Annotated in this window: 20 protein-coding genes; 17 read left to right on the top strand and 3 right to left on the bottom strand. The window is 40.6% G+C overall.

What is annotated here, in order from left to right:
• The first annotated feature begins 254 nt into the window (after positions 1 to 254).
• From miaA to spoVK, 3 genes are all read left to right on the top strand, one after another.
• On the top strand, positions 255 to 1,220 hold the full coding sequence (gene miaA, locus KYJ26_RS17970) for a tRNA (adenosine(37)-N6)-dimethylallyltransferase MiaA (protein WP_219168760.1): 966 nt from the start codon (positions 255 to 257) through the stop codon (positions 1,218 to 1,220).
• A 22-nt stretch (positions 1,221 to 1,242) separates the two neighbouring features.
• A complete protein-coding gene (gene hfq / locus KYJ26_RS17965) occupies positions 1,243 to 1,479 on the top strand; it encodes an RNA chaperone Hfq (RefSeq protein WP_219168759.1) in 237 nt (78 codons plus the stop codon).
• Positions 1,480 to 1,854: 375 nt separating this feature from the next.
• Positions 1,855 to 2,799, top strand: coding sequence for a stage V sporulation protein K (gene spoVK, locus KYJ26_RS17960; RefSeq protein WP_219168758.1), 945 nt, complete (start codon positions 1,855 to 1,857; stop codon positions 2,797 to 2,799).
• A 50-nt stretch (positions 2,800 to 2,849) separates the two neighbouring features.
• On the opposite strand, the gene KYJ26_RS17955 is transcribed toward spoVK, so the two are convergent.
• Positions 2,850 to 3,458 (bottom strand): trimeric intracellular cation channel family protein, encoded by a 609-nt coding sequence (locus KYJ26_RS17955; protein WP_219168757.1) that lies wholly within the window; start codon positions 3,456 to 3,458, stop codon positions 2,850 to 2,852.
• A gap of 203 nt (positions 3,459 to 3,661) precedes the next feature.
• Here KYJ26_RS17955 and hflX point away from each other — a divergent pair, with 203 nt between their 5' ends.
• The 4 genes from hflX to glnA all read left to right on the top strand — a co-directional run bounded on the left by hflX (position 3,662) and on the right by glnA (position 8,138).
• Positions 3,662 to 4,915 carry a GTPase HflX gene (hflX, locus tag KYJ26_RS17950; RefSeq protein ID WP_219168756.1) on the top strand — a complete coding sequence of 418 codons (1,254 nt, stop codon included), beginning with the start codon at positions 3,662 to 3,664 and terminating at the stop codon, positions 4,913 to 4,915.
• An 18-nt stretch (positions 4,916 to 4,933) separates the two neighbouring features.
• Positions 4,934 to 6,202: a methionine gamma-lyase family protein gene (locus KYJ26_RS17945; protein WP_219168755.1), complete on the top strand. Its 1,269-nt coding sequence runs from the start codon at positions 4,934 to 4,936 to the stop codon at positions 6,200 to 6,202.
• Positions 6,203 to 6,350: 148 nt separating this feature from the next.
• Positions 6,351 to 6,767 carry a MerR family transcriptional regulator gene (locus KYJ26_RS17940; RefSeq protein WP_219168754.1) on the top strand — a complete coding sequence of 139 codons (417 nt, stop codon included), beginning with the start codon at positions 6,351 to 6,353 and terminating at the stop codon, positions 6,765 to 6,767.
• A 36-nt stretch (positions 6,768 to 6,803) separates the two neighbouring features.
• A complete protein-coding gene (gene glnA / locus KYJ26_RS17935) occupies positions 6,804 to 8,138 on the top strand; it encodes a type I glutamate--ammonia ligase (RefSeq protein WP_219168753.1) in 1,335 nt (444 codons plus the stop codon).
• Positions 8,139 to 8,332: 194 nt separating this feature from the next.
• On the opposite strand, the gene lexA is transcribed toward glnA, so the two are convergent.
• A complete protein-coding gene (lexA, locus tag KYJ26_RS17930) occupies positions 8,333 to 8,953 on the bottom strand; it encodes a transcriptional repressor LexA (RefSeq protein ID WP_206850846.1) in 621 nt (206 codons plus the stop codon).
• A gap of 156 nt (positions 8,954 to 9,109) precedes the next feature.
• Here lexA and yneA point away from each other — a divergent pair, with 156 nt between their 5' ends.
• The 9 genes from yneA to KYJ26_RS17885 all read left to right on the top strand — a co-directional run bounded on the left by yneA (position 9,110) and on the right by KYJ26_RS17885 (position 18,711).
• Positions 9,110 to 9,436 (top strand): cell division suppressor protein YneA, encoded by a 327-nt coding sequence (gene yneA, locus KYJ26_RS17925; protein WP_219168752.1) that lies wholly within the window; start codon positions 9,110 to 9,112, stop codon positions 9,434 to 9,436.
• A gap of 11 nt (positions 9,437 to 9,447) precedes the next feature.
• Positions 9,448 to 10,098: a YneB family resolvase-like protein gene (locus KYJ26_RS17920; protein WP_219168751.1), complete on the top strand. Its 651-nt coding sequence runs from the start codon at positions 9,448 to 9,450 to the stop codon at positions 10,096 to 10,098.
• A 104-nt stretch (positions 10,099 to 10,202) separates the two neighbouring features.
• Positions 10,203 to 10,436 (top strand): DUF896 domain-containing protein, encoded by a 234-nt coding sequence (locus KYJ26_RS17915; protein WP_219168750.1) that lies wholly within the window; start codon positions 10,203 to 10,205, stop codon positions 10,434 to 10,436.
• 231 nt (positions 10,437 to 10,667) lie between these two features.
• Complete coding sequence (gene tkt / locus KYJ26_RS17910) at positions 10,668 to 12,674, top strand: transketolase (RefSeq protein WP_219168749.1); 2,007 nt, start codon at positions 10,668 to 10,670, stop codon at positions 12,672 to 12,674.
• A gap of 261 nt (positions 12,675 to 12,935) precedes the next feature.
• Positions 12,936 to 13,376 (top strand): sporulation inhibitor of replication protein SirA, encoded by a 441-nt coding sequence (sirA, locus tag KYJ26_RS17905; RefSeq protein WP_219168748.1) that lies wholly within the window; start codon positions 12,936 to 12,938, stop codon positions 13,374 to 13,376.
• Between the two features lie 84 nt (positions 13,377 to 13,460).
• A complete protein-coding gene (locus KYJ26_RS17900; protein WP_034759902.1) occupies positions 13,461 to 13,682 on the top strand; it encodes a YneF family protein in 222 nt (73 codons plus the stop codon).
• Between the two features lie 180 nt (positions 13,683 to 13,862).
• Positions 13,863 to 14,984, top strand: coding sequence for a CamS family sex pheromone protein (locus KYJ26_RS17895; RefSeq protein WP_219168747.1), 1,122 nt, complete (start codon positions 13,863 to 13,865; stop codon positions 14,982 to 14,984).
• A gap of 169 nt (positions 14,985 to 15,153) precedes the next feature.
• On the top strand, positions 15,154 to 16,902 hold the full coding sequence (locus KYJ26_RS17890) for an ABC transporter transmembrane domain-containing protein (protein WP_219168746.1): 1,749 nt from the start codon (positions 15,154 to 15,156) through the stop codon (positions 16,900 to 16,902).
• A 3-nt stretch (positions 16,903 to 16,905) separates the two neighbouring features.
• Positions 16,906 to 18,711, top strand: coding sequence for an ABC transporter ATP-binding protein (locus KYJ26_RS17885; RefSeq protein ID WP_219168745.1), 1,806 nt, complete (start codon positions 16,906 to 16,908; stop codon positions 18,709 to 18,711).
• A gap of 106 nt (positions 18,712 to 18,817) precedes the next feature.
• Here the strand turns inward: KYJ26_RS17885 and KYJ26_RS17880 are convergent, their stop codons facing one another.
• Positions 18,818 to 18,997: an aspartyl-phosphate phosphatase Spo0E family protein gene (locus KYJ26_RS17880; RefSeq protein WP_219168744.1), complete on the bottom strand. Its 180-nt coding sequence runs from the start codon at positions 18,995 to 18,997 to the stop codon at positions 18,818 to 18,820.
• Positions 18,998 to 19,262: 265 nt separating this feature from the next.
• Here KYJ26_RS17880 and KYJ26_RS17875 point away from each other — a divergent pair, with 265 nt between their 5' ends.
• Entirely contained in the window at positions 19,263 to 19,970 is a 708-nt protein-coding gene (locus KYJ26_RS17875; RefSeq protein WP_219168743.1) for a cytochrome c biogenesis CcdA family protein, read from the top strand.

Below are 19,970 nucleotides of genomic sequence, written 5' to 3'. Positions count from 1 at the left end.
TCTTGCACGAAATCGGGCAGTGGTGTAACACGTGATCTCATTGTTCGTCATTAGAATGTATCGATTTAGTTATATCCCAGCCTCTTTATGACGTTTTAGTAAAGACAAAAAAGGGTACATTCTCTTCATAGAAGACATGATAGTTGGAATAAAACGCATGGAAACGGACATACTGACAAGATGTGATTTCATCCCCTCTATTATTATGGTACGATAATATGTAAAGAGATATTTACATAGAAAGCAGTGAATACATGACAAATTTGGTAAAAGAGAAAGTGATTGTCCTTATAGGCCCCACTGCAGTAGGGAAAACCAAGACGAGTATTGAGCTTGCTAAAAGGTTTGGTGGAGAAATCATAAGTGGTGATTCCATGCAAATATATAGAAAAATGGACATAGGGACCGCAAAAATCACCAATGACGAGATGGAAGGCGTGCCCCATCACTTGATCGATATTAAAAACCCTGAAGAATCATTTTCTGTGGCCGAGTTTCAGCAACTTGTAAGGAAGAAGATATCCGAGATTCATTCACGGGGGAAAGTCCCTTTGATTGTTGGAGGAACGGGGCTTTACATACAATCGGTCCTATATGATTATCAATTTACAGAAACACCAGGGGATGAAAAGTATCGGACAGAATTAGAAGCAGAGCTTGAAAAACATGGATCCGAATGGCTTCATCATAAGCTTACCGAGGTAGATCCTTCGTCGGCTGGTAATATTCATCCAAATAATACACGACGTGTCATCCGTGCTCTGGAGATTTTTCATTGTACCGGTAAAACTATGAGTGAGTTTCAGGAAAACCAAACACATGAGCTGCAGTACGATGTAGCGTTGATTGGTTTAACCATGGATAGGGAACTGTTATATAAGAGAATAAACTATCGAGTAGACCTTATGATGAATCAGGGTCTCCTGGATGAAGTGAAAGGACTATTCGATGAAGGCGTGAAGGATGTTCAGTCAGTCCAGGCAATTGGTTATAAAGAGCTTTATGATTACTTTGATGGTACCATTAGCCTGGTTCAGGCAATTGAAAATCTTAAGCAAAACTCCAGGAGGTACGCTAAGCGTCAACTCACCTGGTTCAGAAATAAAATGGAAGTAGCCTGGTTTGATATGTCAGAAGAAAGTAAGCATGCCAAAATTATTGAAGACATTTCAGAATTTATTGCAGGAAAGCTTCAATTAAAGTCGAATAAGTTAATGTAGAGATAGAAGAGGAGGACTAACCATGAAACAATCCATTAATATCCAAGATCAATTCCTGAATCAATTGCGAAAAGACAGTTCACTCGTAACGGTATTCCTTTTAAACGGCTTCCAGATCCGTGGGCAAGTAAAAGGGTTTGATAATTTTACCGTCCTATTTGAAACGGAAGGTAAACAGCAACTGGTATACAAACATGCCATCTCAACATTCGCACCACAGCGAAATGTTCAAATAAATTTTGAAGAACAAACGAATTAAGATTTATGCTAAAGCTGCCACTTGTGGCAGCTTTTTATATTATGGAGATTGTGATAAGCGCAAGAATAATTAATGAAATGCTCTATAAGTGAATAGGATGATAAGAGAGGCGTTTTTATTGCTACCATGAATAAAGAATGAACCTTGAAATCTGAAGATCGGGTGATTGGAAATAAATCACACAGGTTAATTGATAAACGAAAGGTACAGCACAAACCATTTATTCGCAACGTAATTCTATTTATTTCTCGGGAAAGCGCAGGAATAGACAGGATTCTTTTTATTTGTCGAAAAAAATCAACGTAGAATAGCAATCGTATCCTTCCCTTATAGTCTATATGCGGATATGGTTTTCAGAATGGTGAGGTGAAATGTTTGGATCAACCTATGAGAATGAAAAATAACGGTCAAATCAGCATTGTACTTAATTCTCAAAAAAGGAGTTCAATAAGAGAAACGCTGGAATCAGTCCCTCAATCCCTCCCTCAAGAGCACATGGCATTGAAAGAAATCGAAGAAGAACTTGGCTCTCTTGTTGGGATGGAAGACATGAAGAAAATGGTGAAAGAGATATATGCATGGATATATGTAAATAAAAAACGGGAAGCTATGGGCCTGAAAGCTGGAAAACAGGCTCTCCATATGATGTTCAAAGGTAATCCGGGTACAGGTAAAACAACTGTGGCAAGAATTATAGGGAAACTCTTCTTGAAAATGAATGTTCTTTCGAAAGGGCATTTGATCGAGGCAGAGAGGGCTGACCTTGTCGGTGAATATATTGGTCATACGGCACAGAAGACACGGGATTTGGTGAAAAAGGCTTTAGGCGGCATTCTATTCATCGATGAGGCTTATTCGCTTGGAAGAGGTGGAGAGAAGGATTTTGGAAAAGAGGCAATTGATACACTTGTGAAGCATATGGAAGATAAGCAGCATGATTTCATCTTGATTCTGGCAGGTTATTCGAGAGAAATGGAGCACTTTCTCACATTGAATCCAGGTCTTCAATCACGATTTCCCCTTGTGTTTCACTTTCCTGACTATTCAGTTGATCAGCTGATGGAAATCGGTAAGAGAATGCTGGATGAGAAGCAATATTTGTTGAGTCATGATGCAGAAAGGAAAATTCGCGAACATTTGAATGTAGCTAAAAATACTCTAACTCCAGTGGCATTTTCCAATGGCAGATATGTTCGAAATATACTTGAAAAATCGATTAGGGCTCAGGCGATGAGACTCTTGCTGGAGAATTGTTTTGATCGGCATGATCTGTTAACCATTCGGAGTAACGATCTCGTATTTACGAAGTCCTCAGAATAAATAAATGATAATCAAAAAACAATGCATTCAAATTTGAATGCATTGTTTTTTTATACATGGGCGCGTAAACTCCGATTCGGAAGCCTCCATTTATATAGATAGGAAAGAACGCGCAAAGCCGTCGTAATGACGAATAAGGAATACAATTCCAACGCAGTATGAACAACGCCAAGTCCTATTGCGGCTCCACAAAGAACGGCCCACACAGCATATATTTCAGATCTCAGAACTAAAGGCTTACGGCCTGCCAGAAGATCACGGATGATTCCCCCGCCACTCCCTGTCAACACGGCAGCAACGATAATCGCGCTGATGGGATGGTTCATCTGAGAGGCATATAATGCCCCTTGTATCGCAAAAGCGGAAAGACCGATGGCATCAAAGAAATTTCCCCATCTTCTCCAATGTTTTAAGAGATTGTTAGGAAATAGGAATACGGCTGTTATGGAAAGAAGGGCAATCTGAAACAGCATTCCTTGTTCCCAAAGTGCAGATACCGGTACACCAATCAGTAAATTCCGAATGGCTCCCCCACCGAAGGCAGTTACAATCCCTAATATATAAACACCGAGGATATCATATTCCTCTTCCATGGCGATGATAGCTCCTGAAATAGCAAAAGCAATGGTACCGATGATACTCAGTACTTCCCACGTCATACACATTCCTCCTCACCCTATTACAATATGCTACATGCCACTATGTAGAATCTTGAAGTGGTGTTATGTCATAATCAAACATACTGATTTTAACACGTATGTGCTTATTTGCAACCATTTTTCATTCCTTTTTACATAGAGTTTACGGGGAGGATTTGATATGATGAGAAATAGAATGAAAAGGAAAGAAAGAAGGATGATCATTGAAGAACGAAGCGATAGAAAAAGTCATACTGGGTGGGTGTCAGCTGGAAGAAGATGACTTGCGTTTTCAATATAGTTTAAGAGAGCTTGAAGATCTGACTGAAACCGCTCAAGGTAAGGTTATCGCTACCATCACACAAAAGCGCGACCGGATACACCCGAGTACATATATAGGAAAAGGAAAAGTGGAAGAACTGGTCCTTTTAGAAGAACAGCTTGAACCGGATATCATCATTTTTAATGATGAATTATCTCCCAGTCAGATAAGGAACTTATCGAGTGTGTTAGGTGCGAGGGTAATTGACCGCACCCAGCTGATATTGGATATTTTCGCCGGAAGGGCCCGTTCAAGAGAGGGGAAATTACAAGTAGAACTTGCTCAGCTTCAATATCTGCTTCCGAGATTAATCGGTCAGGGAGCATCCCTTTCAAGATTGGGAGGAGGAATCGGAACGAGGGGACCGGGTGAGACGAAGCTTGAAAGCGACCGACGTCATATTCACCGGAGAATCGATGAAATCAAGAAGCATTTACAAACGATTGTGGATCATAGAGAACGATACCGGGAACGAAGAAAACGTAATAAAGCCTTTCAAATCGCTCTCGTTGGGTATACGAACGCTGGTAAGTCCACATTGTTCAATAGAGTTTCTATGGCAGATTCGTATGAAGAAAATCAATTATTCGCTACATTGGATCCTATGACCAGGAAAATGACGTTGCCCTGCGGCTATCACACGTTACTTACAGATACGGTAGGATTTATTCAAGATTTACCGACCTCTTTGATCGCGGCATTCAGGTCCACCCTTGAAGAGGTTAAAGAAGCTGACCTTCTGCTTCATATAGTAGATAGTTCCAATCCTGATTACAGTCAGCATGAAAAGACTGTTCAATCTTTATTGGAGGATTTGAATATGGACGGTTTGCCACAATTAACGGTATATAATAAGAGGGATTCTATGATCCCGGAATTTGTGCCTGCCGGGGAATCGGACTGCATCCTGATCAGTGCCTTAAGCGAAAGAGATCGAGGAAAGCTATTATTAAAAATAGAAGATATCGTGAAAACACATATGGTACCTTATCATGCGTTTATTCCGGCTGATGAAGGAAAACTTCTTTCACAGTTGAAGAGTGAAACCATTTTAAAGAAATTGGAATTCCTGGAAGAACGTACTGTGTATGAATTGACCGGATTTCATCTTGAGGACCACCCAGTTGCAGGAAGCATCAAGAAATTTCATAGGTAAAAGGGGAACGAAAATCTTATGTTTGAACATTTAGTAAACGGAACTACATTAAAACCGCTGGTATCCAAAGTAGAGTCTGACATCAAGGAGATACACAAACAAATCGACGAACGTGCTGAAAGTAACCAATTCAACGTTCTAAGATCTTTTCAAAAACACCGGGTGAGTGATTCTCACTTTATCCCGTCAACTGGATACGGATATGACGATGCCGGGAGAGACACGTTGGAAAGTATTTACGCTGATGTATTCGGGGGAGAGGCGGGTCTTGTAAGGCCTCAAATCATTTCCGGTACACATGCGATCTCCATCGCGTTGTTTGGGGTGCTTCGACCTGGTGATGAACTTATTTACATTACAGGGAAGCCTTATGACACACTTGAGGAAATTGTCGGTATACGGGGAGAGGGGACAGGATCTCTCAAGGACTTCCAGATTGGCTATCAAAGTGTCGATTTAGATCAGTCAGGAAAAGTCGATTTTGAAGCGGTATCAAAGGCGATATCTACTAAAACGAAAATGGTGGGAATTCAGCGCTCTAAAGGCTATGCTAATCGACCTTCATTTACAATAGAAGAAATAAAGGAAATGATCAATTTCATTAAAGAAATCAACCCTGAAATCGTTGTGTTTGTAGATAACTGCTACGGTGAATTTGTAGAGGAACTCGAGCCTTGTCATGTCGGTGCAGATCTCATAGCCGGTTCCCTCATTAAAAATCCCGGAGGAGGTCTGGCTAAGACAGGAGGCTACATCGTTGGTAAGAATGAATACGTAGAAGCCTGTTCATTCCGGATGACTTCTCCCGGAATCGGTGCGGAAGCGGGAGCATCCCTGTACAGTCTGCAGGAGATGTATCAAGGATTCTTTCTGGCACCGCATGTGGTGGCGCAATCACTGAAGGGTGCTGTCTTCACATCGGCACTTTTAACAGAGATCGGGATGAACACTGATCCTTCACCATTTGCCGTTCGTACTGATTTAATCCAGTCGGTGCAATTCGATGATCGAGATAAGATGATTGCATTTTGTCAAGCTATTCAGTTTGCCTCTCCAATCAATTCACATTTCACTCCATATCCAAACTATATGCCTGGTTATGAGGACGACGTCATTATGGCGGCGGGAACGTTTATTCAAGGATCGAGCATTGAATTATCAGCTGATGGACCGATTAGACCTCCATATGTTGCCTATGTTCAAGGTGGATTGACTTATTCACATGTCAAAATCGCTGTTTGCTCGGCAATAGACAAGTTAATCCAAAAAGGTTTAATCACCATTTGAAAAGGATAATAAAGAAGTAATTGGATAGTCTAAAGTCGACTATCCTTTTCTAATGATTACTTATGTAAGAAAAGCTAACATTTGATTGACAGAACTCCTGACATTACATATAATATACTCAAGAAGGAAAACAAAAGGAGGAATCAAGATGAGCGGTAATGAAATTCGTCGAACGATGGCATTATTTCCTATTAGTATTGTCATGCAGCTCACGGACTTAACGGCTCGTCAGATTCGATACTATGAAGAGCACCAGCTGATAAACCCTGCACGAACTGAAGGGAATCGCCGGCTCTTTTCCTTGAATGACATTGATAAGTTATTAGAAGTAAAGGATCTGTTAGATCAAGGTATCAACATGGCCGGAATTAAAAAGATTTTTTCTGTGTCCAGTCATAATGAAAACAAAGTAGTATCTGACGTAAGTAATGAAAAGGAAGAAAAGGCACGACAGGATCTATCTGACGATGAGCTGCGTAAATTGCTTCGAAATGAATTAATGCATTCCGGTCGATTCAATCGATCATCCCTTCGTCAAGGTGATATGTCACGCTTTTTTCATTAAATAAACCTTTAATAAACTTGAGGAGGAATTACGTAAATGGCAAAGTATACTAGAGATGATGTGTTAAGATTAGCGAATGAAGAAGGAGTAAAGTTCATTCGACTACAATTCACTGACATTTTAGGGACGATAAAGAACGTAGAAATCCCTTTAAGTCAGCTTGAAAAAGCATTGGATAACAAGATGATGTTTGATGGTTCTTCAATCGAAGGATTCGTTCGTATTGAAGAATCAGATATGTACCTTTTCCCTGATTTGGATACATGGTTGGTTTTCCCATGGACAGCTGAAAAAGGAAAAGTGGCCCGATTGATCTGTGATATTTACAATCCGGATGGCACTCCATTCGAGGGTGATCCTCGTAACAACCTAAAACGTATCTTAGGTGAAATGGAAGAGCTAGGGTTTACTGACTTCAATCTTGGACCTGAGCCGGAATTCTTCCTCTTTAAATTAGATGTTAATGGTGAACCTACATTAGAATTAAACGATAATGGTGGTTATTTCGATTTAGCTCCTACCGATCTAGGGGAAAACTGCCGTCGTGATATCGCTTTAGAATTAGAAGAGATGGGCTTTGAAATCGAAGCATCTCACCATGAAGTAGCACCTGGTCAGCATGAAATTGACTTCAAGTATGCAAATGCATTAAAGGCTTGTGACGATATTCAAACATTTAAATTAGTGGTTAAAACGATTGCACGTAAACATGGTTTACACGCAACCTTCATGCCAAAACCATTATTTGGAGTGAACGGTTCAGGAATGCACTGTAATATGTCACTATTCAAAAACGGTGTCAACTCTTTCTTTGATGAAAAAGGTGATTTGCAACTAAGTGATACTGCCCGCCAATTCCTGGCTGGTATCATTAAGCATGCTACTGCTTTTACGGCAATTACAAATCCAACTGTCAACTCATACAAGCGTCTAGTTCCAGGATACGAAGCACCTTGTTATGTTGCATGGTCTGCACGTAACCGAAGCCCTTTAATCCGTATTCCGGCTTCTCGTGGATTAAGTACACGTGTTGAAGTGCGCAGTGTCGATCCTGCGGCAAACCCTTACCTGGCAATGGCTGTATTACTGGCAGCAGGATTAGATGGCGTGAAGAACAATCTGCCAGCTCCTAAGCCGATTGACCGCAACATCTATGTTATGGACAAAAAAGAGCGTGAAGAAGCAGGTATCGTAGATCTACCGGCAACATTGCATGCTGCTCTTGAAACTCTTAAAACAAATGAAGTAATCGTTAAATCTCTTGGAGAACACATCTTCGAACACTTCGTGGAAGCGAAAGAAATCGAATGGGATATGTTCCGTACACAAGTACATCCTTGGGAGCGCGAGCAATATATCCAAATGTATTAATAACAAGAACCCCCGACACTTTAGGTGTCGGGGGTTTTATCTTTCCGGAAACAGACTGTTCGTAGATTAAGTTCATAAAGTGAAGATAGATCAAAAAATCCGGGAATGGAGCACTGATCAGCTCCATTCCCGGATTTTTTAATGGTTATTATTGATGGTAAAGCTTTAGGCATGATGCATGCGGGATATGACTGTTAATGTACTTGACGATACACACCAACCACTTTGCCTAAAATGGAAACGTTTCGGAGTATGATCGGTTCCATAGTTGAGTTTTCAGGTTGAAGCCGGACGTAATCACGCTCTTTAAAGAAACGTTTAACTGTTGCCTCGTCTTCATCCGTCATGGCTACGACAATATCCCCATTATTCGCTGTTTGTTGTTGGCGTACAATGACAAAATCCCCGTCGAGGATCCCGGCTTCAATCATACTGTCCCCCATGATTTCCAACATGAAAACCTGTTCATCCGAAGGTGCCATCCGTTCGGGTAGTGGGAAGAATTCTTCGACATTTTCCACTGCTGTGATGGGTTGACCTGCGGTGACCTTCCCGATTAGTGGAACATTCACCACTCTTTGTCGAGGTATCGTATCCTCATCTAAGTCCAGAATTTCAATAGCCCTTGGTTTAGTGGGATCGCGCCGAATCAGACCTTTACTTTCAAGCCTGGCCAAATGTCCGTGTACGGTGGAACTAGAAGCAAGACCGACGGCTTCGCCGATTTCACGTACGGAAGGCGGATAGCCTTTTTCTCTAACTGATATTTTAATATATTCGAGTATGTCTTGCTGTCTTTTAGACAATTTTGTCATGTTCACGCACCTCTATTATAGATCTTATGTTCCCATTATAGCATGTCTCTTCCATTGATACAAACATAAGTTCGAATTTTCATTGACACCAAACGGATGTTCGTATTACAATGATCATAACGAAACAGAACAAACATTCGTATAGGGGGTAATTTTATGTTAACACATATCTGGTCTCGATTCTCATACATAATCATATTTATTGCTTTAGTTCTTTTATCAGCTGCCTATTTAGTCATCAACACAGCCAATCAGCCTTCATATCAAAGTATCACCGTCAAGGATGGAGACACTCTTTGGACTATTGCCAAACAGTATAATGAAGAATATTCTATGACAGTGGAAGAATTTATCGCCTGGGTGGGAGAGGAAAATGAATTAACCTCGTTTTCCATTAAGCCGGGTGATTCACTTGTACTACCAATAGAAAACCCAACCATATCAACACAATCAGACTACGAACTGGTAATGAATGAAGAATAGAGGGATAGAAGATGAAAGCTGTAATATACTGCAGGGTAAGTACAAAGAAAGATTCACAGGAGACATCCCTGGAGCGGCAGGAAATAGAGCTGATAAAATTAGCACAGGAGTATCATTCTGATATAGTGGCAGTAATTAAAGACCAAGCCAGCGGATTTGAATTGGATCGTCCAGGTGTATTAGAACTATTGGACAGGGTGAAAGACGATAGCATTGAAGCTGTCTTCATTCAAGATGAGACGAGGATCGGCAGGGGAAATGCAAAAATAGCCCTTATTCACTGCTTGTTAAAAGAGGGTGTAAAGATCATCAGCCATACCCATAATGGGGAACTTCACTTGTCCGAATCTGATTCTATGGTCATTAACATTGTCAGTATGGTAGAAGAATATCAAAGGAAACTTCATAATTTAAAAATCAAAAGAGGTATGAAAAGGGCTGTGGAAAATGGTTTTCAACCACATAAAAACTTGAAGAACAAAGGGAACATAGATGGCAGGGAACGAATTGAAGTTCCGGTTGGGGAAATAGTACGATTAAGGAAGAATGAATTAACGTTTGCAGAGATTGCCGCTACCTTAAGGGGGTTTGGCTATGATGTCTCTAAAGCTACGGTGCACAGACGTTTCAAGGAATATATGACGTCCCTTGATGAGGCTTAACCCTTGTTTTATCTCCTTTAATCTAGTAACATGGCGATAGAATACTGTACATTTTAAGTTAAATTCTATCGTATGCCGACTAAGCAATAAAGGAGTTTTTATAGATGCTTTCAAAAACAAAAATGAACCGTATCAACGAGCTTGCCAAAAAGTCAAAGAGCAGTGGTCTTACTGAACAAGAAGCAAAGGAACAGACCAAGCTTAGAAAAGAATATCTTGAAACGTTCCGTCAGTCGATGAAAGGAACAATCGAAAATACAAGGATTTTCGATCCGGAAGGCAATGAGGTTACACCAAAAAAAATTCAAGATATACAAACCAAAAAGAAAATGCACTAATCTAAAAGCTGACAGTCCCATTAAAAGACTTGTCAGCTTTTTGCATTGATTCACTCACAGCTCCCTTCTAGGTGATTGCATTTGCTTTTTAAACAGGGAATCACGATTACTTTTACAAGGGTTTTTGTTTTTCAACGGTGATAAAGTCATGTTATCATTCAAGATAGTTGTATAAACTATCAAAGAAGATTAATATTAATAAGGTACATTAAAAGGAAGGATGTCTGACATATGTTTGATAACACAGATCAATTAGCAATTAATACAATTCGTACATTATCAATCGATGCAATTGAAAAAGCAGGTTCCGGTCACCCGGGAATGCCTATGGGAGCAGCTCCGATGGCGTATGCCCTATGGACAAGATTCATGAATCATAATCCTAAAAATCCTGAATGGTTCAATCGTGATCGCTTTGTTTTATCCGCAGGTCATGGATCAATGCTATTATATAGCCTGCTTCATCTTTCTGGATATGATGTGTCCATGGAGGACCTTAAAGAATTCCGCCAATGGGGAAGTAAAACCCCTGGACATCCTGAGTATAAGCATACTGCAGGTGTGGAAGCAACGACAGGACCACTTGGTCAAGGGATTGCGATGGCTGTAGGTATGGCTTTAGCCGAAAGACATTTGGCCACTACATACAACAAGGACCAATACAATATGGTTGATCACTTTACATACTCAATTTGTGGTGATGGAGATTTAATGGAGGGTGTTTCTTCTGAAGCCGCTTCATTGGCTGCTCACTTAAAATTAGGTCGACTTGTTGTTCTATATGATTCAAACGATATTTCCCTGGATGGAGATCTTGATAAATCTTTCTCTGAAAGCGTTAAGGGACGTTTTGAATCATATGGCTGGCAATACATCCGCGTTGAAGATGGAAATGATCTCGAAGAAATCTCAAGAGCTATCGAAGCGGCTCAAGGGGATACAACACGCCCGACAATGATCGAAGTAAAAACGGTCATCGGATACGGCGCCCCAAATAAATCAGGTAAATCTGCGGTACACGGTGCTCCACTAGGGGAAGATGAAATGAAGCTAACGAAAGAAGCTTACCAGTGGACGTTCGAGCAGGATTTTCATGTTCCTGCTGAAGTGTACAGCCGTTTCGAAGAAAAGATTCAACAAGCCGGTTCTGAGAAAGAACAGGATTGGGCAAATCTGTTCATCAAGTATAAAGAGGAACATCCTGAATTGGCTACCCAATTAGAAGCAGCCATCAAAGGGGAACTTCCACAGGGATGGGATAAGGATATCCCTGTTTATGAAGAAGGAAAAGCACTGGCCAGCCGCGCTTCTTCCGGGGAAGTGTTGAATGCCATTGCTAAAAATCTTCCTTCATTCATCGGTGGATCCGCTGACCTTGCTGGTTCGAACAAAACAATGATTAAAGACGAGAAGGACTTCATGCCTGAATCATATGAAGGACGTAATATTTGGTTCGGTGTCCGTGAATTCGGTATGGGTGCTGCCATGAATGGAATGGCTCTTCACGGGGGTCTCCACGTATTCGGTGGAACATTCTTCGTATTCAGTGACTATTTAAGACCTGCTATCCGCTTAGCTGCTCTAATGGGCTTACCTGTCACGTATGTATTTACACATGACAGTATCGCTGTCGGTGAAGACGGTCCAACACATGAACCTGTAGAACAACTTGCATCCCTTCGTGCAATGCCAAATCTTTCTGTTATCCGCCCGGGTGACGGTAATGAAGTCGCAGCTGCCTGGAAGTTATCTTTAGAGTCTAAGGATCAACCGACGATGTTAGTTCTATCTCGTCAGGATCTGCCAACTCTTAAAGGCACGGCCGATAAAGCTTATAACGGGGTGGATAAAGGAGCCTATGTGGTTTCAGCTTCTGGCAAAGATCAGCCTGATGCCCTCCTGATTGCTACCGGATCCGAAGTGCATCTCGCTGTAGAAGCACAGAATGCCCTTGAAAAGGACGGTATTAGCGTGTCCGTTGTGAGCATGCCATCTTGGGACCGATTTGAGAAGCAATCAAAAGAATATAAAGAATCCATACTACCTAAGAGCGTTAAAAAACGTCTGGCGATTGAAATGGGCTCTCCGATGGGCTGGGATCGCTATGTTGGGGATGAAGGCGACATCTTGGCGATAAATGGTTATGGTGCGTCTGCTCCAGGAGCGAAAGTCATGGAAGAGTATGGCTTCACTTCTGAAAATGTTGTATCAAGAATCAAAGCTTTACTTCAGCAATAGTCAATGCATAAGGTCAGCTCCTTAGACTCTTTAAGGAGTTGACCTTTTTATATACATCCTCGCTTTGTAGGATCATGCTTTTTTTTGAGTTGTATGTTTTGAAAAGAATGGATGATGGGTAAGTAACTCTTATACGAATAATCTCCCATTAATCTTTAGGTAGAATGCCTTCGACAAAACTAGTGCAGATTTTCAACAATTTATGACAATGACTCCCTTCTAGTTGATTTATACTATATAAAAGAAAGGTAGGAGGGAGAAATGGTGCGAAATTATCAAATCTATTGGATTGAAGAATTGTTTGTACAGCACTATTATGGTCGGGAGAGAATGTTCTATCAGTTATTTTCTGATTGGGAATCGAGTACAGGGGATCAACACGATATTGTCTCAAAACAAGTAGATTACATTACGAAGCCTATTCCATACCTTCCTACACAGAGGCTTCTTAAGCAAGAAATGATGAAAGTTGAAGGTGCAGCCTGGATTGACTCCGTGGCCACTATTGAAAAAGAGGAATCGGGTGCCACCCTAGTTCTAAATGAAAAGTCTATGACTCTGCATGCGTGGGGGCAAGATATATCAGAGTATATCTTCTTTGAAATTTTACGGAGAAATATGGGCCAGTTATTGGCAATCGATATAAAAAATGAACAATTTGGCTGGTTAAAACCAATAAAGCAAAGAAAGTTTATATATTAATATGAAATTTTGACCAAAATATTGTATAATGTTTCAGGGTTTAGTACACTTTTAGAAGGACAACACGAAGGAGGAAGTAAGAATATGGGAACGACTGGATTACTCATTCTAGTAGGAGTTCTGGCACTGCTTGCTGGAGTTGCACTAGGATTTTTCATTGCTCGTAAATATATGATGAGCTACCTTAAGAAAAATCCACCAATTAACGAGCAAATGTTACGCATGATGATGATGCAAATGGGGCAAAAACCATCCCAGAAGAAAATCAATCAAATGATGAATGCAATGAATAAGAACATGAAGTAATAGATGAAAGCACTCAGGTGATGAGTGCTTTTTCTATTGATCGGGAATGCTGATGGTAGTGCCGCCCAATTCGTTCCGTTAGGATAATGGAATTATTTTTATGGAATTATAAAAACTTAAACATTATCCCTCAGGTTGAAATAAAATATATGATAAAATATAGTCCGGAGGGAGTCATATATGAAAAAATGGAGTATTGTTTCACTGTCTCTTTTGATTCTTGTTGCCGGATGCAGCAACAAGCCTCAAGAAGTGATCGATGAAGAAACGCTTGAAATTCAAAATAGTGCAGCAAGTGATGCACGGGAATATTTAAATTATAACGTAGATAAAGAAAAAAAATCGGTGAATCGCGGTTTGATTACCATGACAATTAATAATCGAAGTGATATGGATGAAATAGAGACGGGGCTAATGTCATTGTCCACTGAGCATTTTTCGCCTGAAAAATATGTTTATCAAGAGGGGCAATACTTAAAGAAATTGAGTTCATGGTTAGGAAGGGAATCCAAATCCAATAAATCAGGACTTAACCCTCCATTGAAGATTACAGACGATATGACATGGGAACAGCAGATGGAGCTTGAGAAGAAAAATCCTATGTACCTGGCGTATATTCATGAACAGAATTATGTAGATTCAGAAGGTGAAATTAAAGGGATTTCACTCGGGCTTGCCATGAATTCAGTGGATTATATCCGTGTGGAAGATGATCAGAAGCTTATGCACTTCGATGAAGCCAAAATAAATGAGAAAATGATGGAAGAATACGGCAAAAAAATAGCTGCCAAAGTTGCTGGTAGGGTAAAAGCGATAAAAGAATTAAAAAATGTACCGATCATGATTTCGATTTACAAGCTGCAACCATTAAACAGTGTCGTTTCAGGAAATTATATTGCAACAACCTATTTGGATGAGAACGATAACAGAATAAAAAAGTGGGATGATTTATCCGACAAATATTATTACTTCCCAAGTGATGAAGGGGAAGAGAAGGACCGCGATCTATATAATCGAATCCGGGATCTTGAAGATTATGTGTCAAAATACTTTTCACATCAGGATATTGAATTTGTCGGCAAAGGGTTATATAAGAAAGACTCGTTAAACAAACTCGTCATTGATGTACATACCGGCATGGTGAAAGAAACCGAATTGATAGGGTTTGCTCAGGCAATCGGTCCTGAAATCGTCGATTACTTCCCTCACACACCGGTTTATCTATACGTGAAAACACCAAAGGGTCTTAAAGCGACCATTGTCAAAGAAGTAGACCAGGAACCATTTGTAGAGATCCACTAAGGGTAAGAATATAAGTAGGAGCACCTCTCAATTTGAGAGGTGCTCTTTTTTATAGACAACAGAACGTTCCATGCAAAACCCTTTTAACCAAAATTAAAAATATATTTCTCATTATTTTGAAATTTGGTAAAATAAAGAGTCGATTAATTCATGATTCGGAGGGGACAGAATGAAGGTCTTTTTAGATTTGAAGTGGTTTTTTCTACAGGAGAAAAAGTCATATTTATCCGGAACCATCCTCCTGTTGTTGGTCGCATTTCTCCAATTGATTCCTCCCAAAATCGTTGGATTCGTGGTCGATTCAATAAAGGAACGGTCGTTGACAACGGAAGATTTGGTTAATTGGATATTAATTCTGATAACTACAGCGCTAACCATGTATGGTCTCCGTTTTGTGTGGAGAATCATGATCTTCGGTTCCGCTACGAAGCTTTCTCGAATATTGAGGAATGAACTTTATCATCACTTTACGAAAATGTCGCCGGCTTTCTATCAAAAAAGGCGTGTAGGGGATCTGATGGCTCACGCAACAAATGATCTGCAAGCGATTCAACAAACTGCGGGAGTGGGCGTATTAACACTTGTAGACTCTTTATCAACGGGAGGCTTTGTTGTGTTGGCTATGGCGTTTACTATCAGTTGGAAGCTGACGCTCATAGCTCTTATTCCTATGCCTTTCATGGCTGTTTTGACGAGTTATTATGGTACGCTCCTCCATAAACGGTTTCATCACGCTCAGGAAGCGTTTTCGGCATTGAATGATAAAACCCAGGAAAGTGTTACAGGCATTAAAGTGCTTAAGACCTTTGGACAGGAAAAAGAGGAGATTGAGTCGTTCAGGGTGCAATCAGAAGAGGTGGTTCAGAAGAATATGTCTGTTGCAAGGGTAGATTCTTTATTTGATCCGACGATCTCGATCATCGTAGGAATTTCCTTTTTTCTTTCAATTGTATTCGGATCGAGGTTTGTGATAAGCGGGGAGATGACAATCGGTGAGTTGATTTCTTTTACGACTTATCTTGGACTCTTAATTTGGCCTATGCTTGCATTCGGATGGCTATTTAACATTGTTGAGCGAGGACGTGCATCTTATGAACGTGTTTCAGCCCTTTTGAATGAACAAGTGGACATTCATGATGATCCAGATGCACTTGATCAAGCTCCATCAGGGGATATTGAATACCATATTGATTCTTACTCGTACCCGGGTGAGGAAGTCCAGGCCCTTCTAGATATTCATTTAACTATAAAGGAGGGTCAGACCGTTGGTATCGTCGGAAAAACAGGAGCGGGGAAAACCACTCTGTTAAGGCTCCTCTTGAGAGAATTTGAAGGATACATGGGAGAAGTCAGGTTCGGAGGCGAAATCGTCCAACGTTATAAATTAAGGTGTTTGCGTGAAAGTATCGGATATGTGCCTCAAGATCACTTTTTATTTTCTGCCACTATTGGTGAGAACATAGCGTTTTCTAATCCCTTATCATCAACAGAGGAAATCGAAATGGCAGCAAAACTTGCTCACGTACATGACGACATCAGCCGGTTTCCGAAAGGCTATGAGACAGTGGTGGGTGAAAGGGGAGTTTCATTATCTGGTGGACAAAAGCAGAGAATCTCCATTGCAAGGGCACTGTTATTAAAGCCTGAAGTACTAATCCTGGATGACTCCCTGTCAGCAGTGGATGCCAAAACCGAAGAGTCCATCCTGTCTTCCCTAAAACAAAATCGGGAAGGTAAGACGACGATGATCACATCTCATCGACTAAGTGCCATTCAACATGCAGACCTGATTGTCGTCCTGGAAGATGGGAGAATCATCGAAAGTGGTAATCATCTTCAGTTGATGAAGAAAAAAGGCTGGTATAAAGAAATGTATCTTCGCCAACAGTTAGAAGAACTCGTGGAACATGGAGGATAAGCGATGAATGGGATACAGACGATGTCACCGAAAGATCAGAGAAAAACTTTTTACCGCCTCATGAGGTATACAAAGCCCCATAAAAAGATGATAGTGGCCGCTTTTTCATTATTGCTTTTGACCACCACCGGAGATGTTTTTGGACCGATCATCATAAAAATATTCATTGATGATTATCTAACGCCGAGGGTATTCCCGTACGGCCCCCTTACAGGATTAGCCGGAGCATATTTATTGATTCAGGTTGGGAATGTGTTGATTACATATTTTCAGTTATTAACATTTCAACAGATCGCCCTGAAGATTATCCAGCAATTGAGGGTGGATGTTTTTACAAAGGTGCAAGGACTTGGTATGAAATACTTTGTTCATACCCCGGCAGGGAGCATTGTCTCCCGAGTAACGAATGATACTGAAGCAATCAAGGATATGTTCGTGAGTGTCCTTGTAGCGTTCATTCAAGGAGCTTTCCTTCTAACGGGTATTTTCATTGCCATGTTTGTTCTAAACCCCCGGTTAGCTTTCTTCTGTTTATTCATACTGCCGGTTATTTTCATGATTATGAAATTGTATCGTTCATACAGCTCCATTTTCTATCAGGATATGCGGGAGAGATTGAGTCAGCTCAATGCAAAGCTCAGTGAGTCCCTACAAGGGATGTCGATCATTCAAGTATTCCGGCAAGAAAAAAGAATGAGGGAAGAGTTCGGGGATATTAATGAGAAACATTATCTGGCAGGAATGAGGAATATCAAAGTGGACGGATTATTATTAAGGCCGGCCATCGATCTTGTGTATGTGGCTGCCTTAATTGTCGTTTTAAGTTATTTCGGTATAACATCAATGGATTCTCCGATTGAAATCGGTGTCCTTTATGCATTTGTGAACTATCTGGATCGCTTTTTTGAACCAGTGAATCAAATCATGATGAGGTTGTCCATGTTTCAACAGGCGGTCATAGCCTCCTCGCGTGTTTTCGACTTATTGGATGAAACTCAAGAATCACCTGAGCAGACCATACAGAATGAAAGGAGTGAAACGATACGGAAAGGAGAAATTACATTTGCCAATGTTTCATTCTCTTATGATGGGGAAATGGATGTTTTAAAAAATATATCATTCACAGCAAGACCGGGTGAAACAGTTGCCCTTGTTGGACATACGGGGAGCGGTAAGAGCTCCATCATCAATCTGCTTATGAGATTCTATGAATTTAACCGTGGTACCATTCTAATAGATGGCAGGAGCATCAAGACCTACCCGATGGATGAACTTCGTCAGAAATTGGGGCTGGTCCTTCAGGATCCTTTCCTCTTTTATGGGAACATAAGGGATAATATCAAGCTGCATCACGCCAACATGTCTGATAAACAGGTTGAAGAGGCAGCTACATTCGTACAGGCGAATGCCTTTATCGAGAAACTACCTGGAGGGTATGATCATCCTGTGGTTGAAAGGGGTTCTACTCTTTCAAGTGGTCAGCGGCAACTGCTCGCCTTTGCACGTACAATGGCAACCAGTCCTAAAATACTTGTACTTGATGAAGCCACAGCCAACATAGATACAGAAACGGAAGAGGCAATTCAAAGTGCCCTGACCAAAATGAGAAAAGGGAGAACAACCATCGCCATTGCCCACAGGCTGTCGACCATCCAGGATGCGGATCTTATCCTGGTTTTACACCAAGGAGAAATTGTAGAGCGCGGAAGTCATCAGGAGTTACTCCTTCAAAGAGGGATCTATCATAAAATGTATCTCCTTCAGAATGGTTTGACCCAAGGGATGGAAGATACAGTATCGGGGGATTAAAAGGATATGGGTAAACAAAAGGAGACTCCGTATAGGCAGGAGTCTCCTTTTGTTTAACGTTCTTATATTAAAATAGAAAATCATCAATTTATTTAAAAGGTTTTGATTAACTCATTTGGGGTGTGCAGCATTTTTTTATGTATTGAGAGTTGTAGCTATTTAACAGACGATCAAGTTCCTGACTAAATTGAATAGCTTGAGGTGACGTGAGTCCATTTTCAGCAACAATATCAATTAATTGAGCACGCTTTTTTTCAATTCGTTCGAGAAGCTCTTTTTTAGACACGGCTGTTTCCTTTCTTTTGTATGTCCTGTCAAGTGGAATACAAAACTAGTAATAACTGTAACTTTTTATTAGTATAACGAAAAGAGCACTATTTTTCAAAGTAAAATTAGCCGTTTTTAAAAAAGAAAAGAGACTTTAATACAAATGAAAGAGTCATATGGCATTGTAATCAAATGGTCACAAATCTTTCACACAATCATTCCTAATAGTTCAGGGCATTGTTTGATAGAATAGACATATATACTGAAAAGTAGGAGATGTAAAAATGTCTGACATTAATATTTTCTTAGCATTCGGGGCAGGATTCTTAAGCTTCATATCCCCATGCTGCTTACCCTTATATCCCGCGTTCTTATCTTACATAACCGGGATGAGTGTCAATGAACTGAAAACGGATAATGCCATGCTCCAGAGAAGAAGTTTATTACATACGTTATTTTTCTTGATCGGTTTTTCGGCCATTTTTATCGCCATCGGCTTTGGGGCATCATTAATTGGAAACTTCTTTTTGAACTATAAAGACCTGATTCGCCAACTTGGGGCTATTTTTATCGTCATATTTGGTTTAGTCGTCATCGGCGTCTTTACACCCCAATCATTGATGAAGGACCGCAGATATGAATTTAAGAATAGGCCTGCAGGATATATCGGTTCCGTTCTGATCGGTATGGCTTTCGCTGCCGGATGGACTCCCTGCACAGGTCCGATCCTTGCTTCGGTACTGGCTCTGGCGGCAACGAATCCAGGTTCAGGCGTCATGTATATGACAGCATACGTATTAGGGTTTGCCATTCCTTTCTTCATTCTGTCATTTTTTATCGGAAAGATGCAATGGATCAGAAAGAACAGCGGGAAGATCGTGAAAATAGGGGGATACGTCATGATTGCTGTAGGAATCATGCTATTCTTTGATTGGATGACAGTCATTCTTGCGTACTTTACGACGATATTTGGTGGGTTTCAAGGATTTTAA

Origin of the sequence: Rossellomorea orangium (genome assembly GCF_019334305.1) — a bacterium.
Classification (GTDB): domain Bacteria; phylum Bacillota; class Bacilli; order Bacillales; family Bacillaceae_B; genus Rossellomorea.
The sequence above is the reverse complement of the archived record's forward strand: the minus strand, read 5'-3'. Positions and strand labels throughout refer to the sequence as shown.